We start from the raw sequence: 22,214 nt of genomic DNA on the forward strand, positions 1-22,214 counted from the left end.
ATGAGCAGGAGCAGTGTCGAACAACACACACAACAGGGGCTGGATCGCTACTGGCGCAGTGTTGTGTTGCTGACGCTGCTGGTGGTGTTTGTCGGCATTGGCAGCTCGGCGCTGCGTGAGCTCTGGGGCTGGCTGAATCAGCCGGTAGCTGAGATCCGTATGGCGGGGGCGACACGCCATCTGGACAAAACCGCGCTTGCACAGACACTGGCCGGAGGCCTCACCAGTCCGCTGCTGCAGCTGGATTTGAAGCAGATTCAGGAGCAGTTGATCGGTGATCCCTGGGTGCACAGCGCCAGCGTCAGACGGCAGTGGCCGCCTTCGCTGGAGGTACAGCTTGAAGAGGAGGTGCCGGTTGCCCGCTGGGGTGACAAGGGGCTTCTGAACCACCAGGGCGATATTTTCTGGCCCGAGCTGAAGCCAGAATACCGGGCGTTGCCTCGACTGAGTGGGCCGGCTCATGAAACGGTCAGGATCATGCAACAGTTTCATGACCTGAACCGGATGTTCTCCAGTGAAGGACTGCGGCTTACGGGCCTGACGCTGGAAACACGTGGTGCCTGGACACTGGAGCTGGATAACGGTATTCGCGTTGTTGCCGGTCGTGAGCAGCTGGTACCGCGACTGAAGCGTTTCTTGAGCATCTATCGCCAGAATCTGGCCGAAAAGGCGGGGCAGATAGAGCAGATCGATATTCGATATACCAATGGCGTGGCCGTTAGCTGGCGCGCAGGAGCAGGACAGGATAATGCAGGTTAAGGGCGATATGGCGGGTAACATGATCGTCGCACTCGATATCGGCACCTCGAAGGTGGTGTGTCTGGTGGGCGAAATGACCCCACAGGGCACAATCGAGATCGTTGGCGTCGGTTCCCAGCCTTCACGCGGGTTGAAGCGTGGTGTAGTGGTCAATATTGAATCAACTGTCAGCTCGATCCAGCGTGCCGTGGAAGAGGCTGAACTGATGGCTGGCTGTAAGGTCCACGGGGTCACGGTGGGGATCGCCGGCAGTCACATCAGCAGCCTGAATTCCCATGGCATCGTGGCCGTGCGCGATCGCGAAGTGTCCGACTATGATCTTGAACGCGTGATTGATGCAGCGCGTGCCGTGGCCATTCCTGCGGATCAGAAAATCATCCATATCCTGCCGCAGGAGTATCTGATCGACAATCAGGAAGGGATCAAAGAGCCACTGGGAATGTCGGGCGTGCGCCTTGAAGCCAAAGTGCATTTGGTCACTGGCGCGATCAACGCGATTCAGAATATTGAAAAATGCATCCGCCGTTGCGGCCTTGAGGTGGATGCCGTCGTGCTGGAGCAGCTGGCGTCCAGCTATGCGGTCTTGACCGATGACGAGAAGGACCTGGGCGTTTGTATCGTCGATATCGGTGGTGGCACTACCGACATTGCTGTCTTTACTGGCGGCTCGATTCGCCATACGGCGGTTATTCCGATTGCCGGTGATCAGGTAACCAACGATATCGCCATGGCGCTGCGCACGCCGACGCAGCATGCGGAACAGATCAAGATCAAATACGCCTGTGCACTGGCTCAGCTCGCCCATGCGGACGAAATGATCAAGGTGCCCAGTGTGGGTGACCGCCCCGCACGGGATCTGTCCCGCCAGGCGCTGGCTGAAGTGGTTGAGCCTCGCTACGAAGAGTTGTTCACATTGATTCAGGCCGAACTGCGTCGCAGTGGCTTTGAGGATCTGGTGGCCGCCGGCATCGTGCTGACCGGTGGCACCGCCAAGATGGAAGGTGCCGTGGAGCTGGCGGAAGAAATTTTCCACATGCCGGTACGGTTAGCCAGACCGCAGGGCATTCGGGGGCTGGAGGCTCAGCTTAGCAACCCGATCTATGCCACCAGTATTGGCTTGCTGCACTACGCCAAACAGGATCATGAGGTGCCGATGGCACCCATCGCCGCAGAGACTGGCACTGAGCTGGTTGCGGTACCGCAGGAACGTCCGCGCATGCCCAGACCTAATCCGGGTGTGTATCTGAAACGGTTCAAGGAATGGTTGCAGGGCAACTTCTAAGAGCGAAATTCATTAATGCAGTTGCCGGTAGTGCCGGAAGGTAGTGGCAGGCGCCCGGTAAGGAGGAAAACATGTTTGAACTGGTTGAAAGTGTTACGCAGAGTGCGCTGATTAAGGTTATCGGTGTCGGTGGCGGTGGTGGCAACGCCGTACAGTATATGGTCAACAAAGAGGTTGAAGGTGTCGAATTCATCTGTGCCAATACCGATGCTCAGGCACTGAGCCGTAATGCTGCCCGTACGGCGCTGCATATCGGCGGTGAGCTGACCAAAGGGCTGGGTGCAGGTGCCAACCCGGATATTGGTCGCCAGGCGGCGATCGAGGATCGCGAGAGGATCGCTGAAACACTGGCCGGGGCTGATATGGTATTCATTACTGCCGGCATGGGCGGTGGGACCGGAACCGGTGCCGCACCCATTGTGGCCGAGGTCGCCCGCGAACTGGGTATTCTGACCGTGGCAGTGGTCACCCGTCCGTTCCCGTTCGAGGGCCGCAAGCGGATGAAAATTGCGGAAGAGGGCATCAGTGAGCTGCGTGATGCGGTCGACTCCCTGATTATTATTCCGAATGAGAAACTGATGCAGGTGCTGGGTAAAAACTGCAGTCTGGTCAATGCGTTCAGTGCAGCCAACGATGTGCTTAAGGGCGCCGTACAGGGGATTGCCGACCTGATTACCCGTCCGGGCATGATTAACGTCGACTTTGCCGACGTGCGAACCGTTATGTCTGAAATGGGCATGGCGATGATGGGCAGTGCGGTTGCGCGTGGTGACAATCGTGCCGAAGAGGCCGCCGAAGCCGCCATTCGCAGCCCGCTGCTGGAAGATATCGACCTGCGTGGTGCCAGTGGTATTCTGGTCAACATCGCGGCAGGTGAAGATCTGAGTCTGGGTGAATTTACCGAGGTGGGTAACATCGTCGAGCAGTACGCCGATGAAGATGCCACCATTGTGGTCGGTACCGTTATTGATCCGTCTCTGGGTGATGAAATCAAGGTAACTGTCGTTGCCACAGGACTTGATCGTGCGCGCAATCAGTCGATGAAAGTGGTTCAGGGTAATGCGCCGACCAGTCGCAAACAGGATGGATCGCTCAACCTGGATGAAATCGAGTTGCCGACCATTCTGCGTCGTCAGCGTGAGGAAGCGCTGCTGGACAAGCCTCAGCAGGATTCAGGCGTTGACCAGAACGGGCGTCGGGATGACTACGGAAGTCTGGATATCCCGACATTTCTGCGGCGTCAGGCTGACTAGAAAACAGGCAGATGAGAACCTTTAGATTGATGAAGGTGTCACTTGTTTGTTAGAATTTCCTGATATTTTTGTAACATTTTAGGTTGGCGAAGCGGATGATCAAACAGCGCACTCTCAAGAACAGCATCAAGGCCACCGGCATCGGTCTGCATACCGGCCAGAAGGTGTACCTGACGCTGAAGCCGGCGCCGGTCAATACTGGCATCGTGTTTCGACGAGTTGACCTGGATCCTGTTTTCGAGATCGAGGCTCGTGCTGATAACGTAGCCGATACGACGCTGTCGACCAACCTGGCGCGCGATGGCATCCGTGTTGCGACGGTCGAGCATCTGTTGTCGGCATTGGCAGGGCTGGGTATAGACAACGCGCTGGTGGAACTGAGTGCTGAAGAAGTTCCCATCATGGATGGCAGTGCTGCTCCCTTCGTGTTCCTGGTTCAGTCTGCCGGCATCGAAGAGCAAAATGCCCCGAAGCAGTTCATTCGCATCAAGAAGGAAGTAACCGTCAGCAACGAAGGCAAAACCGCAACCTTCCGTCCTTTTGATGGCTTCAAGGTGGGTTTCTGCATTGAGTTTGATCACCCGGCTTTTGCCAACCGGAACATGGAAGCAGTACTGGACTTCTCCAGCACCTCCTTCGTGAAGGAAGTCAGCCGGGCGCGCACCTTTGGTTTTATGCGCGATATCGAATATCTGCGCTCGCAGAACCTGGTACTCGGTGGCAGCTTTGAGAACGCCATCGTGGTTGATGACTTCAAGATCCTGAATGAAGACGGTCTGCGCTACGAAGACGAGTTCGTCAAACACAAGGTGCTGGATGCAATCGGTGATCTATACCTTTTGGGCAAAAGCCTGATTGGCGAGTTCTACGGGTACAAGTCCGGTCATTACCTGAACAACATGTTGCTGCGTGAACTGCTGGCAACCGAAGATGCTTGGGAGCTGGTTACTTTTGAAGGCCAGGAACAGGCTGCTCCTATTTCCTATCATCGTCCGGTTGCAGCGGGTTGATCGCTCGCTACCGCTGACCAGCAAAGCCGGCCCCGTGCCGGTTTTGTCGTTTTCAGGGCCGGTTTTTGCTGTTCCGGCACCAAGTCAAATTTGTATCGCATTGACATTCAACTATCTGCCCCAATACAGGTACAATGTCGTATCCATTTTTTCAGGCAAAGGATCTCCGGGCTTACTCCCGCCTCTTTGCATTCAACCGGTTAAAAGTCGAATTATGCTGACCTCACTGTTCAAGAAGATTCTGGGAAGTAAAAACGAGCGCGAACTGAAGCGCCTTGGCAAGATTGTCAAGCAGATCAACGCGCTGGAGGAGGCCTTTGAAGCGCTCTCCGATGACGAGTTGAAAGGCAAGACAGTTGAGTTCAGGAAGCGTCTGGAACAGGCGGAGCCGCTGGACAAGGTCCTGCCAGAAGCCTTTGCCGCTGTGCGGGAAGCCTCCAAGCGTGTGATGGGCATGCGGCACTTTGATGTCCAGCTGATCGGTGGTCTGGCTCTGCATGAAGGCAAGGTGGCCGAGATGAAGACCGGTGAGGGCAAGACGCTGGTCGCCACCCTGGCCGTTTACCTTAACGCCTTGCCTCAGCGTGGCGTGCATGTTGTCACCGTGAACGACTACCTGGCCCAGCGTGATGCCGACTGGATGCGCCCGCTGTACGAATCCCTTGGTCTGAGCGTTGGTGTCGTTCGCTCCGGGCAGGACCCGGAATCCAAGCGTGCAGCCTATGCCTGTGACATCACTTACGGTACCAACAACGAATTCGGCTTTGACTACCTGCGCGACAATATGGCGTTCAGTCTTGCTGACAAGGTGCAGCGTGACTTCTGCTTCGCGGTTGTCGATGAGGTTGACTCCATCCTGATCGATGAGGCGCGTACCCCTCTGATCATTTCAGGGCCGGCGGAAGACAGCTCAGCTACCTATCAGAAGATCAATCAACTGATCCCCAGTCTGCAGCAGTTCCATGGTGAGCTGGATCCGAAAGATACTGAACAGGTTGTTGATGAGCATTTTGCGGTTGATGAGAAAAACCGCACGGTCGAGCTGACCGAAGCCGGCCATCAGCTGGTGGAAGATCTTCTGATCGAACACGGCATGCTTAACGAAGGTGAAAGCCTGTATGCGCCGCAAAACCTGAACCTGTTGCACCATGTGCTGGCCGCACTGCGAGCCCACTATCTGTTTCAGCGTGACAAGGACTACATTATTCAGAACGGCCAGATCGTCATCGTTGACGAACATACCGGCCGTATCATGCCCGGGCGTCGCTGGTCTGAAGGGTTGCATCAGGCCGTTGAGGCGAAAGAGGGCGTTCAGATCCAGATGGAAAGCCAGACACTGGCTTCAACCACCTTCCAGAACTACTTCCGTCTGTATGAAAAACTGTCTGGCATGACCGGTACGGCCGATACTGAAGCGTTCGAACTGCGTCAGATCTACGGCCTTGATGTGGTGGTTATTCCCACCAACCGTCCGGTGCAGCGCAAGGACTATAATGACATCGTGTTCCTCACCATCGAGGAAAAATATCAGGCGATCGTCAAGGAAATCCGCCATTGCCGCGAACATAACCGGCCTGTATTGGTGGGCACGGCTTCGGTTGAGTCATCGGAACTGCTGTCGGCACTGCTGAAGAAAGAAGACATTCCGCACAACGTTCTCAATGCCAAGAATCATGGGCGTGAGGCTGAAATCATTGCTGAAGCAGGCCGTCCTGGCGCAATCACCATCGCTACCAACATGGCGGGTCGTGGTACGGACATCAAGCTTGGCGGCAAGCTGGAAGCTGAGTTGGATGCAATGTCGGCCGACAGCAGTCAGGCTGAAGTTGATGAAGCCATGCGCGAATGGCGTGAACGCCACGATATTGTGATCGAAGCGGGTGGTTTGCACATTATCGGTACCGAGCGCCATGAATCCCGTCGTATCGACAACCAGCTGCGCGGTCGTGCCGGCCGTCAGGGCGACCCTGGGTCATCCCGCTTCTTCCTGTCGATGGAAGATGACCTGATGCGTATCTTCGCCTCCGAGCGTGTGCGCCAGTTCATGCAGGCACTGGGCATGGAAAAGGGAGAAGCGATTGAGCACAAGATGGTGACCAACGCCATCGAAAAGGCACAGCGCAAGGTAGAAGGTCGCAACTTTGATATCCGCAAGTCGCTGCTTGAATATGACGATGTCGCCAACGATCAGCGCAGCGTGATTTATGACCAGCGTAACGAAGTGATGGCATCGGATGATATTTCCGAAACCATCGCCTCAGTGCGTGATGAAGTGATTGAAAACACCATCAGCGAACATGTCCCGCCGCAGAGTCTTGAAGAGATGTGGGATGTACCGGCGCTGGAAAAAGCGCTGGAAACTGAATTTGCTCTTCAGATGCCGATACAGCAGTGGCTGGATGAAGATGATTCGCTGCATGAGGAAACCCTGCGCGAGAAAATCAATCACGAAATCGTATCGGCCTATAAGGCGAAGGAAGAGGTTGTTGGCGCCCCAACACTGCGCATGTTCGAGAAACAGGTGATGCTGCAGGTCCTCGACACGCTTTGGAAAGAGCATTTGCAGACTATGGACCTGTTGCGTCAGGGTATCCATCTGCGTGGTTATGCGCAGAAAAACCCCAAGCAGGAATACAAGCGCGAAGCCTTTGCTCTGTTCCAGGACCTGCTTGATAACATCAAACGCGATGTGATCCGCATTCTGAGTCATGTGAAGGTGCGTGAGCAGGAAGAAGTGGAACGTATGGAAGCCGAGCGCCGCGCCCAGGCCGAACGTCAGCAGATGAACTTTGAACACGCTCAGGGCAGTGCCATGGCGGAAGAAGAGACCCAAGAGCAACCTGAGGCTGATCCGTCCGATAACGCCGAGCCCTATGTGCGTCAGGCACCCAAGGTAGGTCGTAACGATCCCTGCCCGTGCGGATCAGGCAAAAAATACAAACAGTGTCACGGTAAAATCAGTTAATTACTAAGGAAAACAGCATCATGGCAGTTGGTCCGGCTACTTTGCCACAGTTACATCCGGTTAAGGGATTTCGTCTGGGTATCGCATCCGCAGGGATCAAGAAACCGGGCCGACGCGATATTGTGCTGATGGAGCTGGCCGAAGGCAGCTCGCTGGCGGGCGTGTTTACACTGAATGCTTTTTGCGCTGCGCCGGTGCGCATCTGCAAGCAGCACCTGGGCCAGGCAGGTTCACGCTATATGCTGATTAATACCGGTAACGCTAACGCGGGCACTGGGGAGCAGGGCATGCGTGATGCGATGAGCTGTTGTAAAGCCGTTGCAGACTTGTGTGATGTGCCGGTAGAAGCAGTTCTGCCGTTTTCCACCGGTGTGATTGGTGAACCGCTGCCGGTAGCGAAGATTCTGTCGGCGCTGGACGCGGCCAAAGCCGACCTGTCGGAAAACAACTGGGAGCAGGCCGCTTCGGGCATCATGACCACCGATACCCGCCCCAAGGCAGCCAGCGAACAGTTTGAATACAAGGGCAAGACGGTAACCCTGACCGGCATCTCCAAAGGCGCCGGCATGATCATGCCCAATATGGCCACCATGCTGGGCTATGTCGCTACCGATGCCGAGATCCCGCAGCTGCTGCTGCAGCAGTGGTTGAGCAGTGTGGCGGACCGCTCTTTCAACCGCATCACTATTGATGGTGACACTTCCACCAATGACTCTTGCATGCTGGCGGCTACAGGTGCCAGCGGCGTGCTGATTGACGGCTCGGACTACGAGCTGGCCAGCCTGTTTACCGAAGCACTGGAGCGCGTCATGTTGTCACTGTCACACGCCATTGTGCGAGATGGTGAGGGCGCGACCAAGTTTGTTGAGGTGCGTGTTGAGTCAGCGGGTACCAGCAAGGAAGCGCTGGATGTTGCCTATACCATTGCTCACTCACCTTTGGTCAAGACGGCACTCTTTGCCAGCGACCCGAACTGGGGCCGTATTTTGGCCTGTGTGGGCCGTGCCGGGATCGACAATCTGGATCTGGACGCTTTGCAGATCTACCTCAACGATGTCTGCATTGTTGAGAAGGGAGGCCGTGCGGCCAGCTACACCGAAGAAGCCGGTCAGGCGGTCATGAACGGAGAAGAAATTTTGATCCATGTGGTGCTTAACCGGGGCCAGGTCACCGAACGGGTCTGGACCACAGACCTGTCCCATGACTACGTCAGCATCAACGCGGATTACCGCAGCTGATCTGTATCCGATATGCCTAAACTGATCCACGTTGCTGCGGCGGTCATTCGTGACCGCCGCGGTCATATCCTCATCGCCCGTCGACCCGATGACAAGCATCAGGGTGGTCTGTGGGAGTTTCCCGGTGGCAAGGTAGAACCTGGCGAACCCGTTGCTCAGGCGCTCTCCCGTGAGCTGCTTGAAGAGCTGGGGATTCAGGTTTCACGGGCACACCCTCTGATTCGTATTCCGCATCATTATCCTGACAAGTCGGTGCTGCTGGATGTATGGGAGGTGACTGTGTTTGAGGGTGAAGCGCATGGGGCCGAAGGTCAGCCGGTTTGTTGGGTTGCGCCCGAAGCACTGGATGACTATGCCTTTCCCGCGGCCAACACGCCCATCATTACAGCCGCACGCCTGTCGCCACGGCTGCTGATCACCGGTGACGTTGACGACATCGATGCCTGTACAGGGAAACTTCAACACGCGCTGGAGCAGGGTCTTACTCAGGTCATGCTGCGTGCCAAGTCGCTCAGCGAGACCGCTTTTGCGGACCGGTATCAACAGCTGCAACCGTTGTGTGACGAATTCAATGCTCTGATGGGGGTGAATACCTCCGTTGAACAGGCCAATGCATTGTGTGCTGAGCACCTGCATCTAACGTCGGCGCGTTTGCAGGCGCTGGGCAATCGGGCTCAGTTCAAGGGGCGCTGGCTCAGTGCCTCCTGTCACAACGCGGAGCAGATCCGCATGGCGCAGGAGAAGGGTATCGACTTCATCACCCTGTCACCGGTCAAACCCACCCGTTCACATCCGGGCTCGCCTGTGTTGGGCTGGGAGAGGTTTGCCGAGCTGGTGGCCGAGTGCCGGTTGCCGGTATATGCGCTGGGCGGGCTCAGTGAAGATGATCTGATTCAGGCCCGAGAGCAGGGCGCTCAGGGCATCGCGGCAATCTCGGCCTGGTGGTAGCTCGGGCTTAAAGACCTTCCACAATTCGCATTGACAGATCCACCGCCTGGCAGTGCTTCGTCAGGGCACCAATCGAGATGTAATCGACTCCGGTGTTGGCGTAGTCGAGCAGGGTTTCATCCGTAATATTGCCCGACGCTTCCAGCTTGGCACGCCCGTTGGTCTGCTTGACCGCTGCAATCATCCGCTCGGGGCTGAAGTTGTCCAGCATGACAATATCGGCGCCGGCGACCAGCGCCCGTTCCAGCTGCTCTTCTGTCTCGACCTCGATTTCCACCGGCTTGCCCGGGTGGTTGTGGCGGGCGGTTTCGATCGCTTTCTCAATGCCGCCACAGGCCATGATGTGGTTTTCCTTGATCAGGAAGGCATCGTACAGGCCAATGCGGTGGTTGAAACAGCCGCCGCAGCTGACGGCGTATTTCTGTGCCAGCCTCAGGCCCGGGATGGTCTTGCGGGTATCCAGCAGGCGCACCGGGGTGCCGGCAACCCGCTGGGCATACTCATGGCTGATGGTGGCCGTGCCGGACAGGGTCTGCAGGAAGTTCAGAGCGGCGCGTTCACCGGTCAACAGTGAACGGGCAGAGCCCTGAAGCCGGAACAGCACCTGATCACGTTCGACCTTGTCTCCATCCTCAACCAGCCACTCAACCTGTACCTCAGGGTCAACCTGACGAAACACCTCATCGACCCAGGCACGGCCACAAACGACCGCTTCCTGACGTGAAATCACCCGTGCCTGTGCCCGGTCACTGGCTGGAATCAGCTCGGCGGTGATATCACCGTTGCCGACATCCTCATTCAGGGCTGTACGGACGTTTTCTTCGATGGTGGGCTTGAGCTCTGTCAGCGTCAGCAGCATGGTGGCGGGCCTGTCGTATGATGTACTATGGAGCGCGCATTTTAGCGGAAATCGCACGGTGATAGTACGCCAAACGGGAGTGGTATTCAGTCAGATGAAAGTCAAAATTGAACAGCACCGCATCAAGGGTGCCCGTTTTCTGCCTTCACCCAACTGCAACGCCCGGCCCGAAGACGAAATCTCGCTGTTGGTGATTCACAATATCAGCCTGCCGCCCGGGCAGTTTGGTGGTGGTCATATTACCGAGCTGTTTACCAATCGACTGGACCCGAATGGACACCCCTTCTTTGCCGAAATCGAGGAGCTGGAGGTTTCCGCCCATCTGCTGATCGAGCGGGATGGCTGCATGACCCAGTTCGTACCCTTCGATCGCCGCGCCTGGCATGCGGGCAGATCCTGCTTTCAGGGGCGTGAGGCCTGCAATGATTTTTCCATCGGCATCGAGCTGGAAGGGACCGATGATTGCCCCTATACCGATGCCCAGTATGAATGTCTGATCGCGGTGACTCAGACGCTTATGACAACCTATCCGCAGCTTGGTCCTGAAACCATTACCGGTCACAGTGATATTGCACCCGGTCGCAAGACTGATCCTGGCCCTGCATTTGACTGGGCGCGTTTTCTTGCTGCCCTCGGATGATCTGAGAATGGTTTTCATCTATCATATACGCCCCTGAAACTCTGCCTGCTGCGAGGATTGGATGTCAGCTCTGCTCCGTATTGAAGGTCTAAAGTGCGCGTACCAGTCGCAGACGGTGCTGGCCAGTGTCAGCTTCGATATCGAGCCTGGCGAGATCGCCTGTCTGCTGGGCCCCAGTGGCTGCGGCAAGACCACCGTGCTGCGTGCCATTGCCGGCTTTATTGCCCCTCAGGCGGGTGAGATTCGACTCGGTGAACAGCTGATCAGCAGTGCCGCCCATGTGGTACCGCCGGAGCAGCGCGGAATGGGAATGGTGTTTCAGGATTACGCCTTGTTCCCGCACCTGAATATTGCCGACAACATCGCCTTTGGTTTGCGCCGCATGCCCGCCGCCGAAAAGCAGCGTCGGGTAAAAGAGGTTCTTGAGCTGGTCGAGCTGCCCGACCTGAGCAAACGTTACCCGCATGAACTCTCCGGTGGGCAGCAGCAGCGTGTGGCGCTGGCCCGCGCCCTTGCCCCCGATCCTCGTCTGCTGTTGATGGACGAGCCATTCTCGAATCTGGACACGGACCTGCGTCGTCAGTTGTCGCAAGAGGTGCGTCAAATCCTCAAGCGTCGTGGCATTGCTGCAATCATGGTGACGCATGATCAACAGGAAGCCTTCACCATCAGTGACAAGATCGGCATTCTGTCAGCCGGCCGCGTACAGCAGTGGGGCACTCCCGAATCCCTGTATTATCAGCCTGTCAGCCCTGAAGTGGCTGCTTTTGTTGGCAAGGGGGAGTTGTTTCAGGGCAAGGTGACAGACTCCAGTGCCGTTGAAACTGACCTGGGGCTGCTGGAGTTTGCCGAGCCGTTGGGGGTTGATGCGGGCTGTGATGTGCAACTGTTTCTGCGCCCGGGTGATCTTTACCTGAGCCATGACGGAGGTGTGCCCGGTGAGGTGTGCTCGGCTGAATTCCAGGGCAGCCTGACGCTTTACTGCATTCGTCTGCATACGGGGCGCGAGATCGAAGTGCTGGAACAGGGGCTGCATCGCTATGGCGAGCGTGAAAAGGTTGGTGTGCATGTAACCGCTCACCGTCCGATCCTGTTTTCCTCCTGCCCGGTTCGTAACCCTTATTGACCTGATCTGGCACGAAGCCTGCTGTATCCGTAATACATGACCCCATAACGGGCAGATTGACATGGGCTTGCACCTGTATGGTGCTGAATAAGCCCTTTTTTTGCTCGTCTGCACTTTTGTGGTGCTCGATAACGGGGCAGAACGGGATACCGCAACATGAGTGCTTCACAACGTATCTATAAGGTCCGGCGCCGTTACAACAAGTGGGTAGCGGACCAGACGCTGGAAGACTTTGCGCTGCGATTTACAGCCCGTCAGGGGCGTCGCATGAGCATCGAGCGTGTGGCCATGACGGCACTGGGCGCAACCGCCTTTCTGGCTCTTGAGGGTATCGCTGCAGCTGTTACGCTAACTTACGGTTTTACCAACACACTGGTTGCCATGCTGGTGGTGTGTGCTCTGTTTTTCATCACCGGATTGCCGATCGTCTATCATGCGGCGCGCAACGGTCTGGATATTGATCTGCTCACGCGTGGTGCCGGCTTCGGCTACCTTGGATCAACGATCACCTCGCTGATCTACGCCACCTTCACTTTCATTTTCTTTGCCATTGAGGCCGCGATTCTCGCCGCCGCACTGCGGGCACTGTTCGGCCTGCCGCTGGCGCTGGGCTATCTGCTCAGTGCGGTGGCGGTTATACCGATCGTGACCCATGGCATTACCGCCATCAGTCGCTTTCAGCTGGGTACCCAGCCACTGTGGCTGTTGCTGCAGGTCAGCGCGCTGGCAGTAGTGATTGTGCATGAGGCCGAACAGTATCAGGGCTGGACCGAATTTATGCCCGCAGGCATCCAGGCCGACAATTCATTCAACCTGTTGCTGTTCGGTGCGGCGGCATCGGTGTTCTTCGCCATGGTGGCGCAGATTGGCGAGCAAGTGGATTATCTGCGCTTCATGCCCGAGAAAACAACCGAGAACCGCCGTCGCTGGTGGTTCTGGCTGATTCTGGCGGGGCCGGGCTGGGTGTTTATCGGCATGATCAAAATGCTGCTGGGTTCATTCCTGGCCTATATTGCGATCACCGAGGGCAGCAGCTTTGTGCAGGCCAGCGACCCAACCCTGATGTATCAGCGTGTTTTCAGCTACCTGACCCACTCGGAAGGGCTGGCGTTACTGATGGCCGGGCTGATGGTGATCATCTCGCAGATGAAGATCAATGTGACCAACGCCTATGCCGGCTCCATCGCTTGGTCCAACTTCTTCTCGCGTTTGACACACAGCCATCCAGGCAGGGTGGTGTGGCTGGTATTCAACGTCACCATCGCCCTGATCCTGATGGAACTTGGAATCTATGAAGCGCTGGAAGCGATACTGGGCGTGTTTGCCATCGTGGCGGTGAGCTGGCTGGGTTCGCTGTCAGCCGATTTGATGATCAACAAGCCGCTGGGACTTAGTCCGGCACGGGTCGAGTTCAAGCGCGCTCACCTCTATGACATTAACCCGGTGGGCGTTGGCTCGATGGGCACGGCAGTGCTGGTGGGCATGCTGGCCTATCTGGGTGTGTTCGGTGAGACAGCATCGACTTTGAGCCATTTCATCAGTCTGGGCTGCTGCTTCCTGATGGCACCGTTGCTGGCATGGATCACCGGTGGCCGATTCTATCTGGCACGTGAGTCGAATGAGCTGAAGATGCTGCAGGTTGCCAGTCCGGCCGAGCAGCACCGTTGCGGCGTGTGTGAAAACCATTTCGAAACGGAAGACCTGAGTTTCTGCCCGGCCTATGACCTTCCGATCTGTTCACTGTGCTGCTCGCTGGATGCCCGCTGTCTTGACAGCTGCAAGCCACATGCCCGCTTCGGACAACAGATGGTCGACTTCTTTCGACTGTTTTTTCCGCAGGCCGTGGTCAACCGAATCAACTCCCGCCTTGGGCGTTTCATCGGCCTGTTGCTGACCATCAATCTGCTCAATGCCGCCTTGCTGGCGGTCATTCATCGACAGATGGACCCCGGTGACCCGGCCGGTAGTGCGCTGGTGGGGCAAACGCTCTGGGCGCTGTTTTTTGTGCTGCTGATCGTATCCGGCGTCGTTGCTTGGCTGTTCCTGCTGGCGCAGGAGAGCCGGGTAGTGGCGCAGCAGGAGTCCAACCGCCAGACCCACAAGCTGCTGCAGGAGATCGAGGCCCACGAACAGACCGACCGTGAGCTGCAGGCCGCAAAGGAACTGGCAGAGCGAGCCAGTGATGCCAAAAGCCGGTATATGACCGGCATCAGTCATGAACTGCGCACGCCCCTGCAGTCGATCATCGGCTATGCCCAGCTGCTGCAGGGGCGCAGTACCGTGCAGAAACAGGATCGGGAAGGGCTGCGCATCATACACCGCAGTGGCCAGTATCTGGCCGACCTGATCGAGGGACTGTTGGACATCTCCCGTATTGAGGCAGGGCGACTGGAGCTGAACCGCAGCGCGGTGGCCTTGCCGGAGCTGGTGGCCCAGCTGGAGCAGATGTTCAGTTTTCAGGCAGCACAGAAGCGGGTAGGGTTCAGCTGCGAGATATTGAATCCGTTACCGCATGTGGTGATGACGGATGAAAAGCGGCTGCGTCAGATCTTGATCAATCTGCTGTCCAATGCCGTGAAATATACCCTGGAAGGTGAGGTTCACTTTCGCATTCGCTATCGTAATCAGGTTGCGGAATTTTCCATTGAAGACACCGGTATCGGTATTGATGCAGCCCATCTGGAACGCATTTTTGACCCCTTCGAACGGGTGCGGGATGCGGATACGCCTAACCTGCCCGGCACCGGGCTGGGGCTGACCATCGTCAAGCTGCTGACCGAAATCATGGGAGGCGACCTGCAGGTCGAGAGTCGCCCCGGCAAGGGCAGTTGCTTTCGGGTGTCACTGATGTTGCCCTGGGCCGAGGCCGCCGAAACCCGTCCGGAAGTACAGCAGCCGATCAGCGGCTATGTGGGTGCGCGCAGGCAGATCTGTGTGGTCGATGATGATCCGGTGCTGCGGGGGCTTCTGGCCGACCTGTTGATGCCGCTTGGGTTCAAGGTGCTGGAAGCCCGTGATGCACACCACTGTCTGGAGCTGGTGCAGCGTACAGCGCCTGACCTGTTTCTGCTGGACATCTCCATGCCGGGCATGGATGGCCTGACCCTGGCCGGCCGGTTGCGGAAAACCGGTCACAAGGTACCGATCCTCATGCTGTCGGCCGACGTGCAGGAACAGCGCCGTCAGCCTGCGGGCGAGGCGGTATATGATGATTATCTGGTCAAACCGATCAGCAACCAGCTGCTGCTGGAAAGAGTAGGGCACTACCTGCAGCTGGAGTGGATTCGCACAGCCGCCACTGTGGCGTCGCCTGTCAGCGTGCCCGTTACCCCGGTGCCGCCCAATGACCTGACGGCCTCGTCACTGCCTGATCATCCTCTTATTCGGGAGCTCAGAGGCAGCGCCGAGATCGGCTTTCGCCGAGGGGTACGTGAAGCACTGGAGCAGATTGAACGGGAACAGTTGGTCAGTCGTACGGTTCTGACTGAACTGCAGACACTGGCAGACTCGATGCAATTCGCACAACTGGCCGAGTATTTGGAGCAGACCTCATGACAACTCAAACGACTCAACGTGATGTCGTGCTGGTGGTAGATGACTCGCCGGATGCGCTCAGTCTGATCAACGATGCGCTGGAAGAGGCCGGCATGGACGTACTGGTAGCGTTGGAGGGGCGTCAGGCGATGACCATCGCACGTCGCATTCGTCCCGACATCATCCTGTTGGATGCGATCATGCCGCACATGGATGGCTTCGAGACCTGTCAGGCGCTGAAGCAGGACCCCGCCCTGTGTGCGATCCCGGTCATTTTCATGACAGGGCTGACTGAAACCGAACATGTGGTGCGAGGACTGGATGTTGGCGGGGTGGACTACCTCACCAAGCCGATCAATCCAGATGAGTTGCTGGCCCGCATGCGCGTCCATCTGGGCAATGCACGGCTGACCCAGTCCGCCCAGTCTGCCCTTGATACCACGGGCCAGCATTTGCTGACTGTCGCGCCTGAGGGGCATGTGCAGTGGGCGACGCCGCAGACACACGCCTTGTTGTCACGGGCCAACGCCAGTGAACTCTGGCTTGAAATGTCGTTGCGCCCCCAGCTGGCGGACTGGCTGCGACGCAGCCCGGCCGTCAATGACCAGCTGGCCCTGCGTGGGCTAGACTATGCCCTGTCCGTGCGCCTGCTCAGCCATCAGAGCAACGGTGACTACCTGTTCAAGCTGGTCGATGAGCAGCGGGGGACGGGCCCCGCCCTGTTGCAGCATCAGCTGGGATTGACGACACGTGAAGCGGAGGTGCTGTACTGGATCGCCAACGGCAAAACCAACAAGGAGATCGGTGAAATCCTCGGCATGAGTCCACGTACGGTCAACAAGCACCTGGAACAGATCTACCCGTCATTGGGCGTGGAGAACCGAACCGCAGCGGCAGGCGTGGCGCTGCGGATCATGGTCAGAGAGTGATCAGTTGCGGTACAGCGTCTTGATCAAGTGGTAGCCAAAGCGGGTCTTGATCGGGCCATGTACCTTGAGCAAGGGGCGCTTGAATACTACATCGTCAAACGCCTTGACCATGTCACCGCGATGAAACTCGCCCAGATCCCCGCCACGCTTGCCGGATGGGCAGATGGAATAGCGCTTGGCCAGCGCATCGAACTTCTTGCCCCGTTTCAACTGGTCAAGAATATCCAGCGCCTCTTTCTCGGTCTTTACCAGTATGTGCAGTGCGGCTGCGGTCGCCATATCGTGTCTCGCTGATCAGGTCAAAAATCGGCGCTATTGTACCAATAAAGGCAGGCTTTCGCTCAGTGCAGCAGACGACCTAAAGCGGTCACCCAGCCTTTACTCCGATGGAGTCTGCCGGCGATTTATGATGTATTTGTCAGGCATATTATTCAAACTGAAATACCAACGGTAAAACAAAAGAGACGACTAGCTGTAGAGCTTTCATCCGGAATCGCTGGTCTTCCGTCATCATAGTGATCAGTTCATCTGCAAGATTCTGATTCATGGGCTCCTTCCCCGTGAACGAGGCGAACGATTTTGAGCGCCTGATTATGCTTTTACTCAGTATGCAGGGGGCTTCTCAGGCTCAACAGCAGAGGCCATCACAACCAGCCGCTGAGTTCCCCCTGCGGTGAGCGCATCAAAAGGATAACAGGTCACCAGTATCAGTCCATCTGGAAAGGCAGTGGGCGTCAGCCGGGTAACGGCCGAATCCACCACCTGAATCTGATCAACCTGGTATGTCACATTTCCGTTATGGTCACTGAGCATCAGCGTCTGGCCTGGTTGTATATTCCTCAAGAAGCTGAAGTGAGTATCTCTGTGTCCGCTGATAATCCGTGCAGCATGGGTCATCGCATGTGCCTGCATATTTTCACCGGGGCCAAAAGCCAGCGAGCTGCCACTGTCTCCGGCCAGTACAATCTGATCAATGTCCATATCAGGCACGCTCAGACGCGCAACCGGCCAGTGGTCGGCCCAGGGCCAGGGTTTTACTGCTGTACCGCTGTCCAGACTTTCGGCCCAGGCATCGGCCAGCAGCCATTGCGCCAGCCGGGCTTTTACAGGAATCCACAGGGCTGTTGAGGTGAGGATCAGACCAGCAGCCACAAGGGCTGCCAGTATGAGGTTACGGATGCTGAAGATCATACACACCACCTTGAACCGGACTTTCTGCGCCGCTCCACAATCATGACGGAAAGTGCTGCCAGCAGGGCGGCAAGACCTCCGACGAGGGGCAGCTGATACCCGGTAGCGCCCTGGGCCATACCCAAATCAAGGCCGTGGGGTTTGGCTGCAGGCACCACCAGAGTTTCGCTCTCTTCCTGTTCAGGACGGACAGGTGTTTTATCAACGGCAACCAGGCTGGTGTATGGCGTAACCAGGTGATATTCAAGACCCAGCGCAATGATTTCAGAACGGATCTGTTCTTCGCTGACACCTCTGAGATAGCCACGGCGCCAGTCCTGCACCGCACGCTGAGCCCAGTCTGTCATGATACCCCGGGTATTATCTGCCGGTGCCAGTGTCAGTGTTTCCTGCCAGGCGGCATCACCGGTACGGCCACTGATACGGACTTCGCCTGTGCCGTTTGCCAGTTTCATCGACACAGCCAGCGGCTCACCGGAGTAAAGGTCAGGAATTACCGATGGCATCAGGTCTTTAATCCCATCGCCTTCGATCCTGATATCGGTCATGGCCGGTTTTTCCAGCTTGCTGAAGAGCGTTTGCATGCTGCTTTCAGATTCAGACGAAGACGCAATATACGTAAAGGTACCTCGCCCGGCTACTGCAGCCTCTTCCATAAAGTAACTGTTGGGTGCGCTGCCGATACCCACGGTGAACAGGCGGGTGTTATCGAGACGGCTGCGGATCAGATCAAACAGATGCTGTTCGTTGGACACACTGCCATCGGTGATAAACACGATCTGGCGCAATCTGGGGGTGTCATCGTTGCTGCGTACGCCTGTCAGTGCAGCAGTCAGTGCAGGTGCCATTTCGGTACCACCGCCTGCCTGTAGTGAGTTGATATAGCTGGCGGCCTGCTGACGGCGCCGGATATCGGCTATAACCGGCTGGTTAAAGAGCGTATCGGTTGAAGAGTTAAACTGAATCACGTTAAACGTGTCATCAGATGCCAGCCCGTCTATACCGGCCTGCAGCGCTCTGCGCGCGGCTTCAATTGAGGTACCGGCCATGGAGCCTGACGTATCAATCACAAAGACCACTTCCCGGCTGTAGCGTGCTGTGTGCAGATCCTGAGGCGGCATAAGCATCAGCAGACCATAGTGTTCATCCCCATGCTGCTCTGAGAAAAACGCCGCCGAAGGTTCGGCGCTTTCCACCGGTGTCCAGTTCAAAACAAAATCACGGTAGTCATCCGGCTCGTCCGCCAGCAGGCTGATGATGTAGCGGCCATCTTCTGTCTGTTGCTGACTGATCTGATGTGAAGGGCTGTCCAGAGAGCTGAGTCTGAATCCAGGTTGCAGATTAAGGCTGATCTCAACCGGTCCCGGAGTAGGGCTGACGGCGTTGTCGTCATCGCCGCTTGTGGCCATCACGGTTTTACGTTCACCCGGCAGTATCTGCCAGCCGCTGCTCAGGGTTGCCTGTCCCTCAACCACGCGGCGCACTTCTGCGGGCTGTACCGGGTTATAACGTGGGGTGATTGCCAGCGGGAAACTGGCCCTGAACCGGCCATCTTTCCAGACCAGTGTCTGCTGGTACTCAATACTGATGGTAACCTCGCCACCCGGCGGAATATTGGCGACGGATGTGTGAAACAGGTTAGGGCGGTCCTGCTCGGTGAGCGCGGCGTTCTGTCCCTGAGATTTTGCCTGCTCGTAGGTTGCCCGGGCCTGCTCTTTTTCCTGAATATCACCCTCGATAATGCGGTCTCCTATCTGCATTTTCAGGTGATCAACGGCTGCCTCACCGGGCAGGGGGAACAGATACAGTGCCTCTGCCCAGTTGTCTGTGGGGTTATGGAATACCTGGGTCACCTGAGCGCGCAGCACAGAACCTGTAATCTCCATGGCCACACGGGTGCTGACCAGCGGCATATCCTGTTTTTGCCCCTGCTCATCACGGGATACCAAGGTACCGTGGGTAACCGCATCAGCTACCGCATTCTGTGCACACCCCATCATCAGACAGGCCAGAATCAGTGGGCGAATGCCCTTGTTTGAAAATGTATGCATTGCTCTTCTCCTCATTAATATGAGGCGAGTATCTGCTTTCTGTTTGAGGAAAATGTGAAGTGAGTGTGGAGTCCTGTTTTTCTGTGAAATAAGAACGCCAGGTTACATTCAGGCACAGGTGGCACACACCCTAGTGGTAATGTAAGCGGCTTTACACTAGCTGATCTGCCAAAGATAATGTGAGCCTCTGCACTACTTATGGACCGGCGTTTTAACAGAGGGAACACCATGGCGGTACTGATTGTTGAGGATGAACCCTCTATTGCTGACACCATACGCTATGCTCTGGAAACCGAACGGATGGTTAATATCTGGGTCACCACCGGGCAGCAGGCTCTGGATGCACTCAGCGAGGGTAATATAGAGCTGGTTCTGCTGGATATTGGTCTTCCCGATATGAGCGGATTTGATGTCTGCCGGGTCATCAGGCAGGCATCCTCTGTGCCGGTGGTGTTTCTGACCTCCCGCCATGAAGAGATCGACCAGGTGTTGGGCCTTGAGCTGGGCGCTGATGATTACATCACCAAACCCTTCAGCCCCCGGGTACTCACGGCCCGTATCCGTGCTCGCCTGCGTCAGCCTCAGGAAGCTGCGAATATCAGCTCTGCCGGCTTCAGTCACGATGCAGATGGCGCCAGAATCACGCTGAATGGTATCTTGCTGGATCTGAGCCGCTATGAATACCGCCTGCTACTGTTACTGATGAGCAATCCCGGAAGAATCTATTCCCGTGAACAGTTGATGCAACAGGAGTGGGAAGAGCCTGAACGCAGCTTCGACCGCACTGTCGATACACACATCAAAACCCTCAGGCGCAAAATCCGCGACATCAGCGCAAACTGCGACCCGCTCAAAACCCGCCGTGGCCTTGGCTACAGCTTTGAGGAGGATGCATGAGCCTGAGATCACGCCTGATTCTGGTGTTTCTGTTTTCAGTGCTGACAGGTCTTGGCAGTGTGGTTTACTGGGTACTCGATGAGCTGGAGCCCCGTTATAAAGAAGCTCAGGAAGAGATTCTGGTTGATATATCAGAAATGATGGCTACTTTGATCGCGAATGAAGGCGTCAGCTTCAGCGAAAGCGGTGGCACCGTGATCGACACACATCTGGCTGAACGGCTCTTTGCCGGGCTGGCCGGCAGGCCGCTAAACGCACAGATTTATGACCTGCTTAAAACCGAAGTTGATCTGAGAATGTATATCACTGATGCCAAAGGCACCGTGATTTTTGATTCCCATTACACCGATACCGGCCGCGATTATTCCCAGTGGCGCGATGTCTATCTGACTCTGCGCGGTCATTATGGTGCCCGCAGCAGCGACGATGTAACCGGCCGTAGTGATACCGAACGGCTCTATGCCGCAAGCCCGGTGCTGTATCGCGGTGATATTATCGGTGTGGTGTCCACCGGAAAACCCACCCGCAACATTAACCGCTTTATCAGCCACCTGAGCACCAACCTGCTTTGGATTTCACTGGTCGCTGCACTGGCAACGCTGTTGACCGGTCTTGTGATCACCCTCTGGATTACACGGCCTTTGCACCGCCTTGAACAGTATGCCAGAGGGGTTTCCAGAGGCGAACGCCCCGTGCTGCCTGTGCTTGGTCATAATGAAGTTGGGCGTGTGGGTAAAGCGCTTGAAAGCATGAAAGCCGCACTGGATGGCAAATCCTATGTGGCAGATTATGTGCAGAGCCTGACGCACGAACTGAAAGCCCCGATCGCCGGTATCCGTGGTGCCGCAGAGCTGTTACAGGAACCGATGTCTGATGCACGGCGCAATCAGTTTCTCAATAATATTATTGAGCAGGGTTCAAGGATGCAGGAGCTGATCGAGCGCTTGCTGAAACTGGCCGCCATTGAATATCAGAGCAGCCTGGAACGACACGACAAAGTCGTACTGAAAGAGCTGATCACAGCAGTCTGCCGGAGCCTTGAAGACTATGCCAGCCAGCACAGAGTGAGCCTTGAATACAGCTGTGACCCTTCGCTGTCCATCACCGGCGACAGTACCCTGTTGCAGGATGCACTGAGCAATCTGATCCGGAACGCCATAGAGTTCTCACCGCCGGAGTCAGCTGTAGTGATCGGTGCCATACAAAACGATGCTTCTGTTTACATCAGCGTAAAAGATTCCGGGCCCGGGGTGCCGCCTTTTGCCGAAGAAAAACTGACCCAGCGCTTTTTCTGTCTGCCCCGGACAGATGGCAGCAAAGGCAGTGGGCTGGGGCTGAGTTTTGTTCATGAAATCATGCAACTGCATAACGGAAAGCTGAATTACCACCGCGAAACCGAACCACCAGCCACTGTGTTCTCACTGACACTGCCAGCTGAGTGTAGCCTGCCGAACGGAGTTTGATTTTATAGACTGGGTTATAATGATATTCCTTCCATGGCATTTTCTCTCATTCAGAGTCACCATCGCATA

Annotated in this window: 17 protein-coding genes; 13 read left to right on the forward strand and 4 right to left on the reverse strand. The window is 56.4% G+C overall.

Going from position 1 to position 22,214, the window contains the following annotated elements; translation table 11 throughout:
* The 7 genes from CFI10_RS06500 to CFI10_RS06530 all read left to right on the forward strand — a co-directional run bounded on the left by CFI10_RS06500 (position 1) and on the right by CFI10_RS06530 (position 9,455).
* Complete coding sequence (locus CFI10_RS06500; RefSeq protein WP_206840697.1) at positions 1 to 759, forward strand: cell division protein FtsQ/DivIB; 759 nt, start codon at positions 1 to 3, stop codon at positions 757 to 759.
* Positions 749 to 2,041, forward strand: coding sequence for a cell division protein FtsA (gene ftsA, locus CFI10_RS06505; RefSeq protein ID WP_242530140.1), 1,293 nt, complete (start codon positions 749 to 751; stop codon positions 2,039 to 2,041). The genes CFI10_RS06500 and ftsA overlap by 11 nt, the downstream gene beginning before the upstream one ends.
* Positions 2,042 to 2,112: 71 nt before the next feature.
* Entirely contained in the window at positions 2,113 to 3,294 is a 1,182-nt protein-coding gene (gene ftsZ / locus CFI10_RS06510; protein WP_206840700.1) for a cell division protein FtsZ, read from the forward strand.
* A 95-nt stretch (positions 3,295 to 3,389) separates the two neighbouring features.
* Complete coding sequence (gene lpxC, locus CFI10_RS06515) at positions 3,390 to 4,304, forward strand: UDP-3-O-acyl-N-acetylglucosamine deacetylase (RefSeq protein WP_091827404.1); 915 nt, start codon at positions 3,390 to 3,392, stop codon at positions 4,302 to 4,304.
* A gap of 214 nt (positions 4,305 to 4,518) precedes the next feature.
* On the forward strand, positions 4,519 to 7,269 hold the full coding sequence (gene secA / locus CFI10_RS06520; RefSeq protein WP_206840702.1) for a preprotein translocase subunit SecA: 2,751 nt from the start codon (positions 4,519 to 4,521) through the stop codon (positions 7,267 to 7,269).
* Positions 7,270 to 7,289: 20 nt separating this feature from the next.
* A complete protein-coding gene (gene argJ / locus CFI10_RS06525) occupies positions 7,290 to 8,507 on the forward strand; it encodes a bifunctional glutamate N-acetyltransferase/amino-acid acetyltransferase ArgJ (protein WP_206840704.1) in 1,218 nt (405 codons plus the stop codon).
* Positions 8,508 to 8,519: 12 nt separating this feature from the next.
* On the forward strand, positions 8,520 to 9,455 hold the full coding sequence (locus tag CFI10_RS06530; RefSeq protein ID WP_206840706.1) for a Nudix family hydrolase: 936 nt from the start codon (positions 8,520 to 8,522) through the stop codon (positions 9,453 to 9,455).
* 7 nt (positions 9,456 to 9,462) lie between these two features.
* On the opposite strand, the gene nadC is transcribed toward CFI10_RS06530, so the two are convergent.
* The gene (nadC, locus tag CFI10_RS06535; protein WP_425270433.1) at positions 9,463 to 10,314 is read right to left on the reverse strand and encodes a carboxylating nicotinate-nucleotide diphosphorylase; all 852 of its coding nucleotides are present in this window, start codon (positions 10,312 to 10,314) and stop codon (positions 9,463 to 9,465) included.
* Between the two features lie 94 nt (positions 10,315 to 10,408).
* On the opposite strand from nadC, the gene ampD reads away from it, so the two are divergent.
* The 4 genes from ampD (at position 10,409) to CFI10_RS06555 (ending at position 16,543) form a co-directional block, all read left to right on the forward strand.
* Positions 10,409 to 10,954, forward strand: a complete 546-nt coding sequence (ampD, locus tag CFI10_RS06540) for a 1,6-anhydro-N-acetylmuramyl-L-alanine amidase AmpD (RefSeq protein ID WP_206840708.1) — start codon at positions 10,409 to 10,411, stop codon at positions 10,952 to 10,954.
* Positions 10,955 to 11,015: 61 nt separating this feature from the next.
* A complete protein-coding gene (locus CFI10_RS06545) occupies positions 11,016 to 12,080 on the forward strand; it encodes an ABC transporter ATP-binding protein (protein WP_206840710.1) in 1,065 nt (354 codons plus the stop codon).
* A gap of 156 nt (positions 12,081 to 12,236) precedes the next feature.
* Positions 12,237 to 15,635 (forward strand): ATP-binding protein, encoded by a 3,399-nt coding sequence (locus tag CFI10_RS06550; protein ID WP_206840712.1) that lies wholly within the window; start codon positions 12,237 to 12,239, stop codon positions 15,633 to 15,635.
* Positions 15,632 to 16,543, forward strand: coding sequence for a response regulator (locus tag CFI10_RS06555; protein ID WP_206840714.1), 912 nt, complete (start codon positions 15,632 to 15,634; stop codon positions 16,541 to 16,543). The genes CFI10_RS06550 and CFI10_RS06555 overlap by 4 nt, the downstream gene beginning before the upstream one ends.
* Here CFI10_RS06555 and ppiC read toward each other — a convergent pair whose 3' ends face one another.
* From ppiC to CFI10_RS06570, 3 genes are all read right to left on the reverse strand, one after another.
* Positions 16,544 to 16,822 (reverse strand): peptidylprolyl isomerase PpiC, encoded by a 279-nt coding sequence (gene ppiC / locus CFI10_RS06560; RefSeq protein WP_091827380.1) that lies wholly within the window; start codon positions 16,820 to 16,822, stop codon positions 16,544 to 16,546.
* 324 nt (positions 16,823 to 17,146) lie between these two features.
* On the reverse strand, positions 17,147 to 17,734 hold the full coding sequence (locus CFI10_RS06565; RefSeq protein WP_206840716.1) for a class GN sortase: 588 nt from the start codon (positions 17,732 to 17,734) through the stop codon (positions 17,147 to 17,149).
* Positions 17,731 to 19,785, reverse strand: a complete 2,055-nt coding sequence (locus CFI10_RS06570; protein WP_206840718.1) for a marine proteobacterial sortase target protein — start codon at positions 19,783 to 19,785, stop codon at positions 17,731 to 17,733. The genes CFI10_RS06565 and CFI10_RS06570 overlap by 4 nt, the downstream gene beginning before the upstream one ends.
* Before the next feature lie 228 nt (positions 19,786 to 20,013).
* Between CFI10_RS06570 and creB the strand changes: the two genes are divergently transcribed.
* Positions 20,014 to 20,682, forward strand: a complete 669-nt coding sequence (gene creB, locus CFI10_RS06575; protein ID WP_206840720.1) for a two-component system response regulator CreB — start codon at positions 20,014 to 20,016, stop codon at positions 20,680 to 20,682.
* Complete coding sequence (gene creC, locus CFI10_RS06580) at positions 20,679 to 22,145, forward strand: two-component system sensor histidine kinase CreC (protein WP_206840722.1); 1,467 nt, start codon at positions 20,679 to 20,681, stop codon at positions 22,143 to 22,145. The genes creB and creC overlap by 4 nt, the downstream gene beginning before the upstream one ends.
* Positions 22,146 to 22,214: the final 69 nt, after the last annotated feature.

This window comes from Marinobacterium iners, from assembly GCF_017310015.1.
Classification (GTDB): domain Bacteria; phylum Pseudomonadota; class Gammaproteobacteria; order Pseudomonadales; family Balneatricaceae; genus Marinobacterium; species Marinobacterium iners.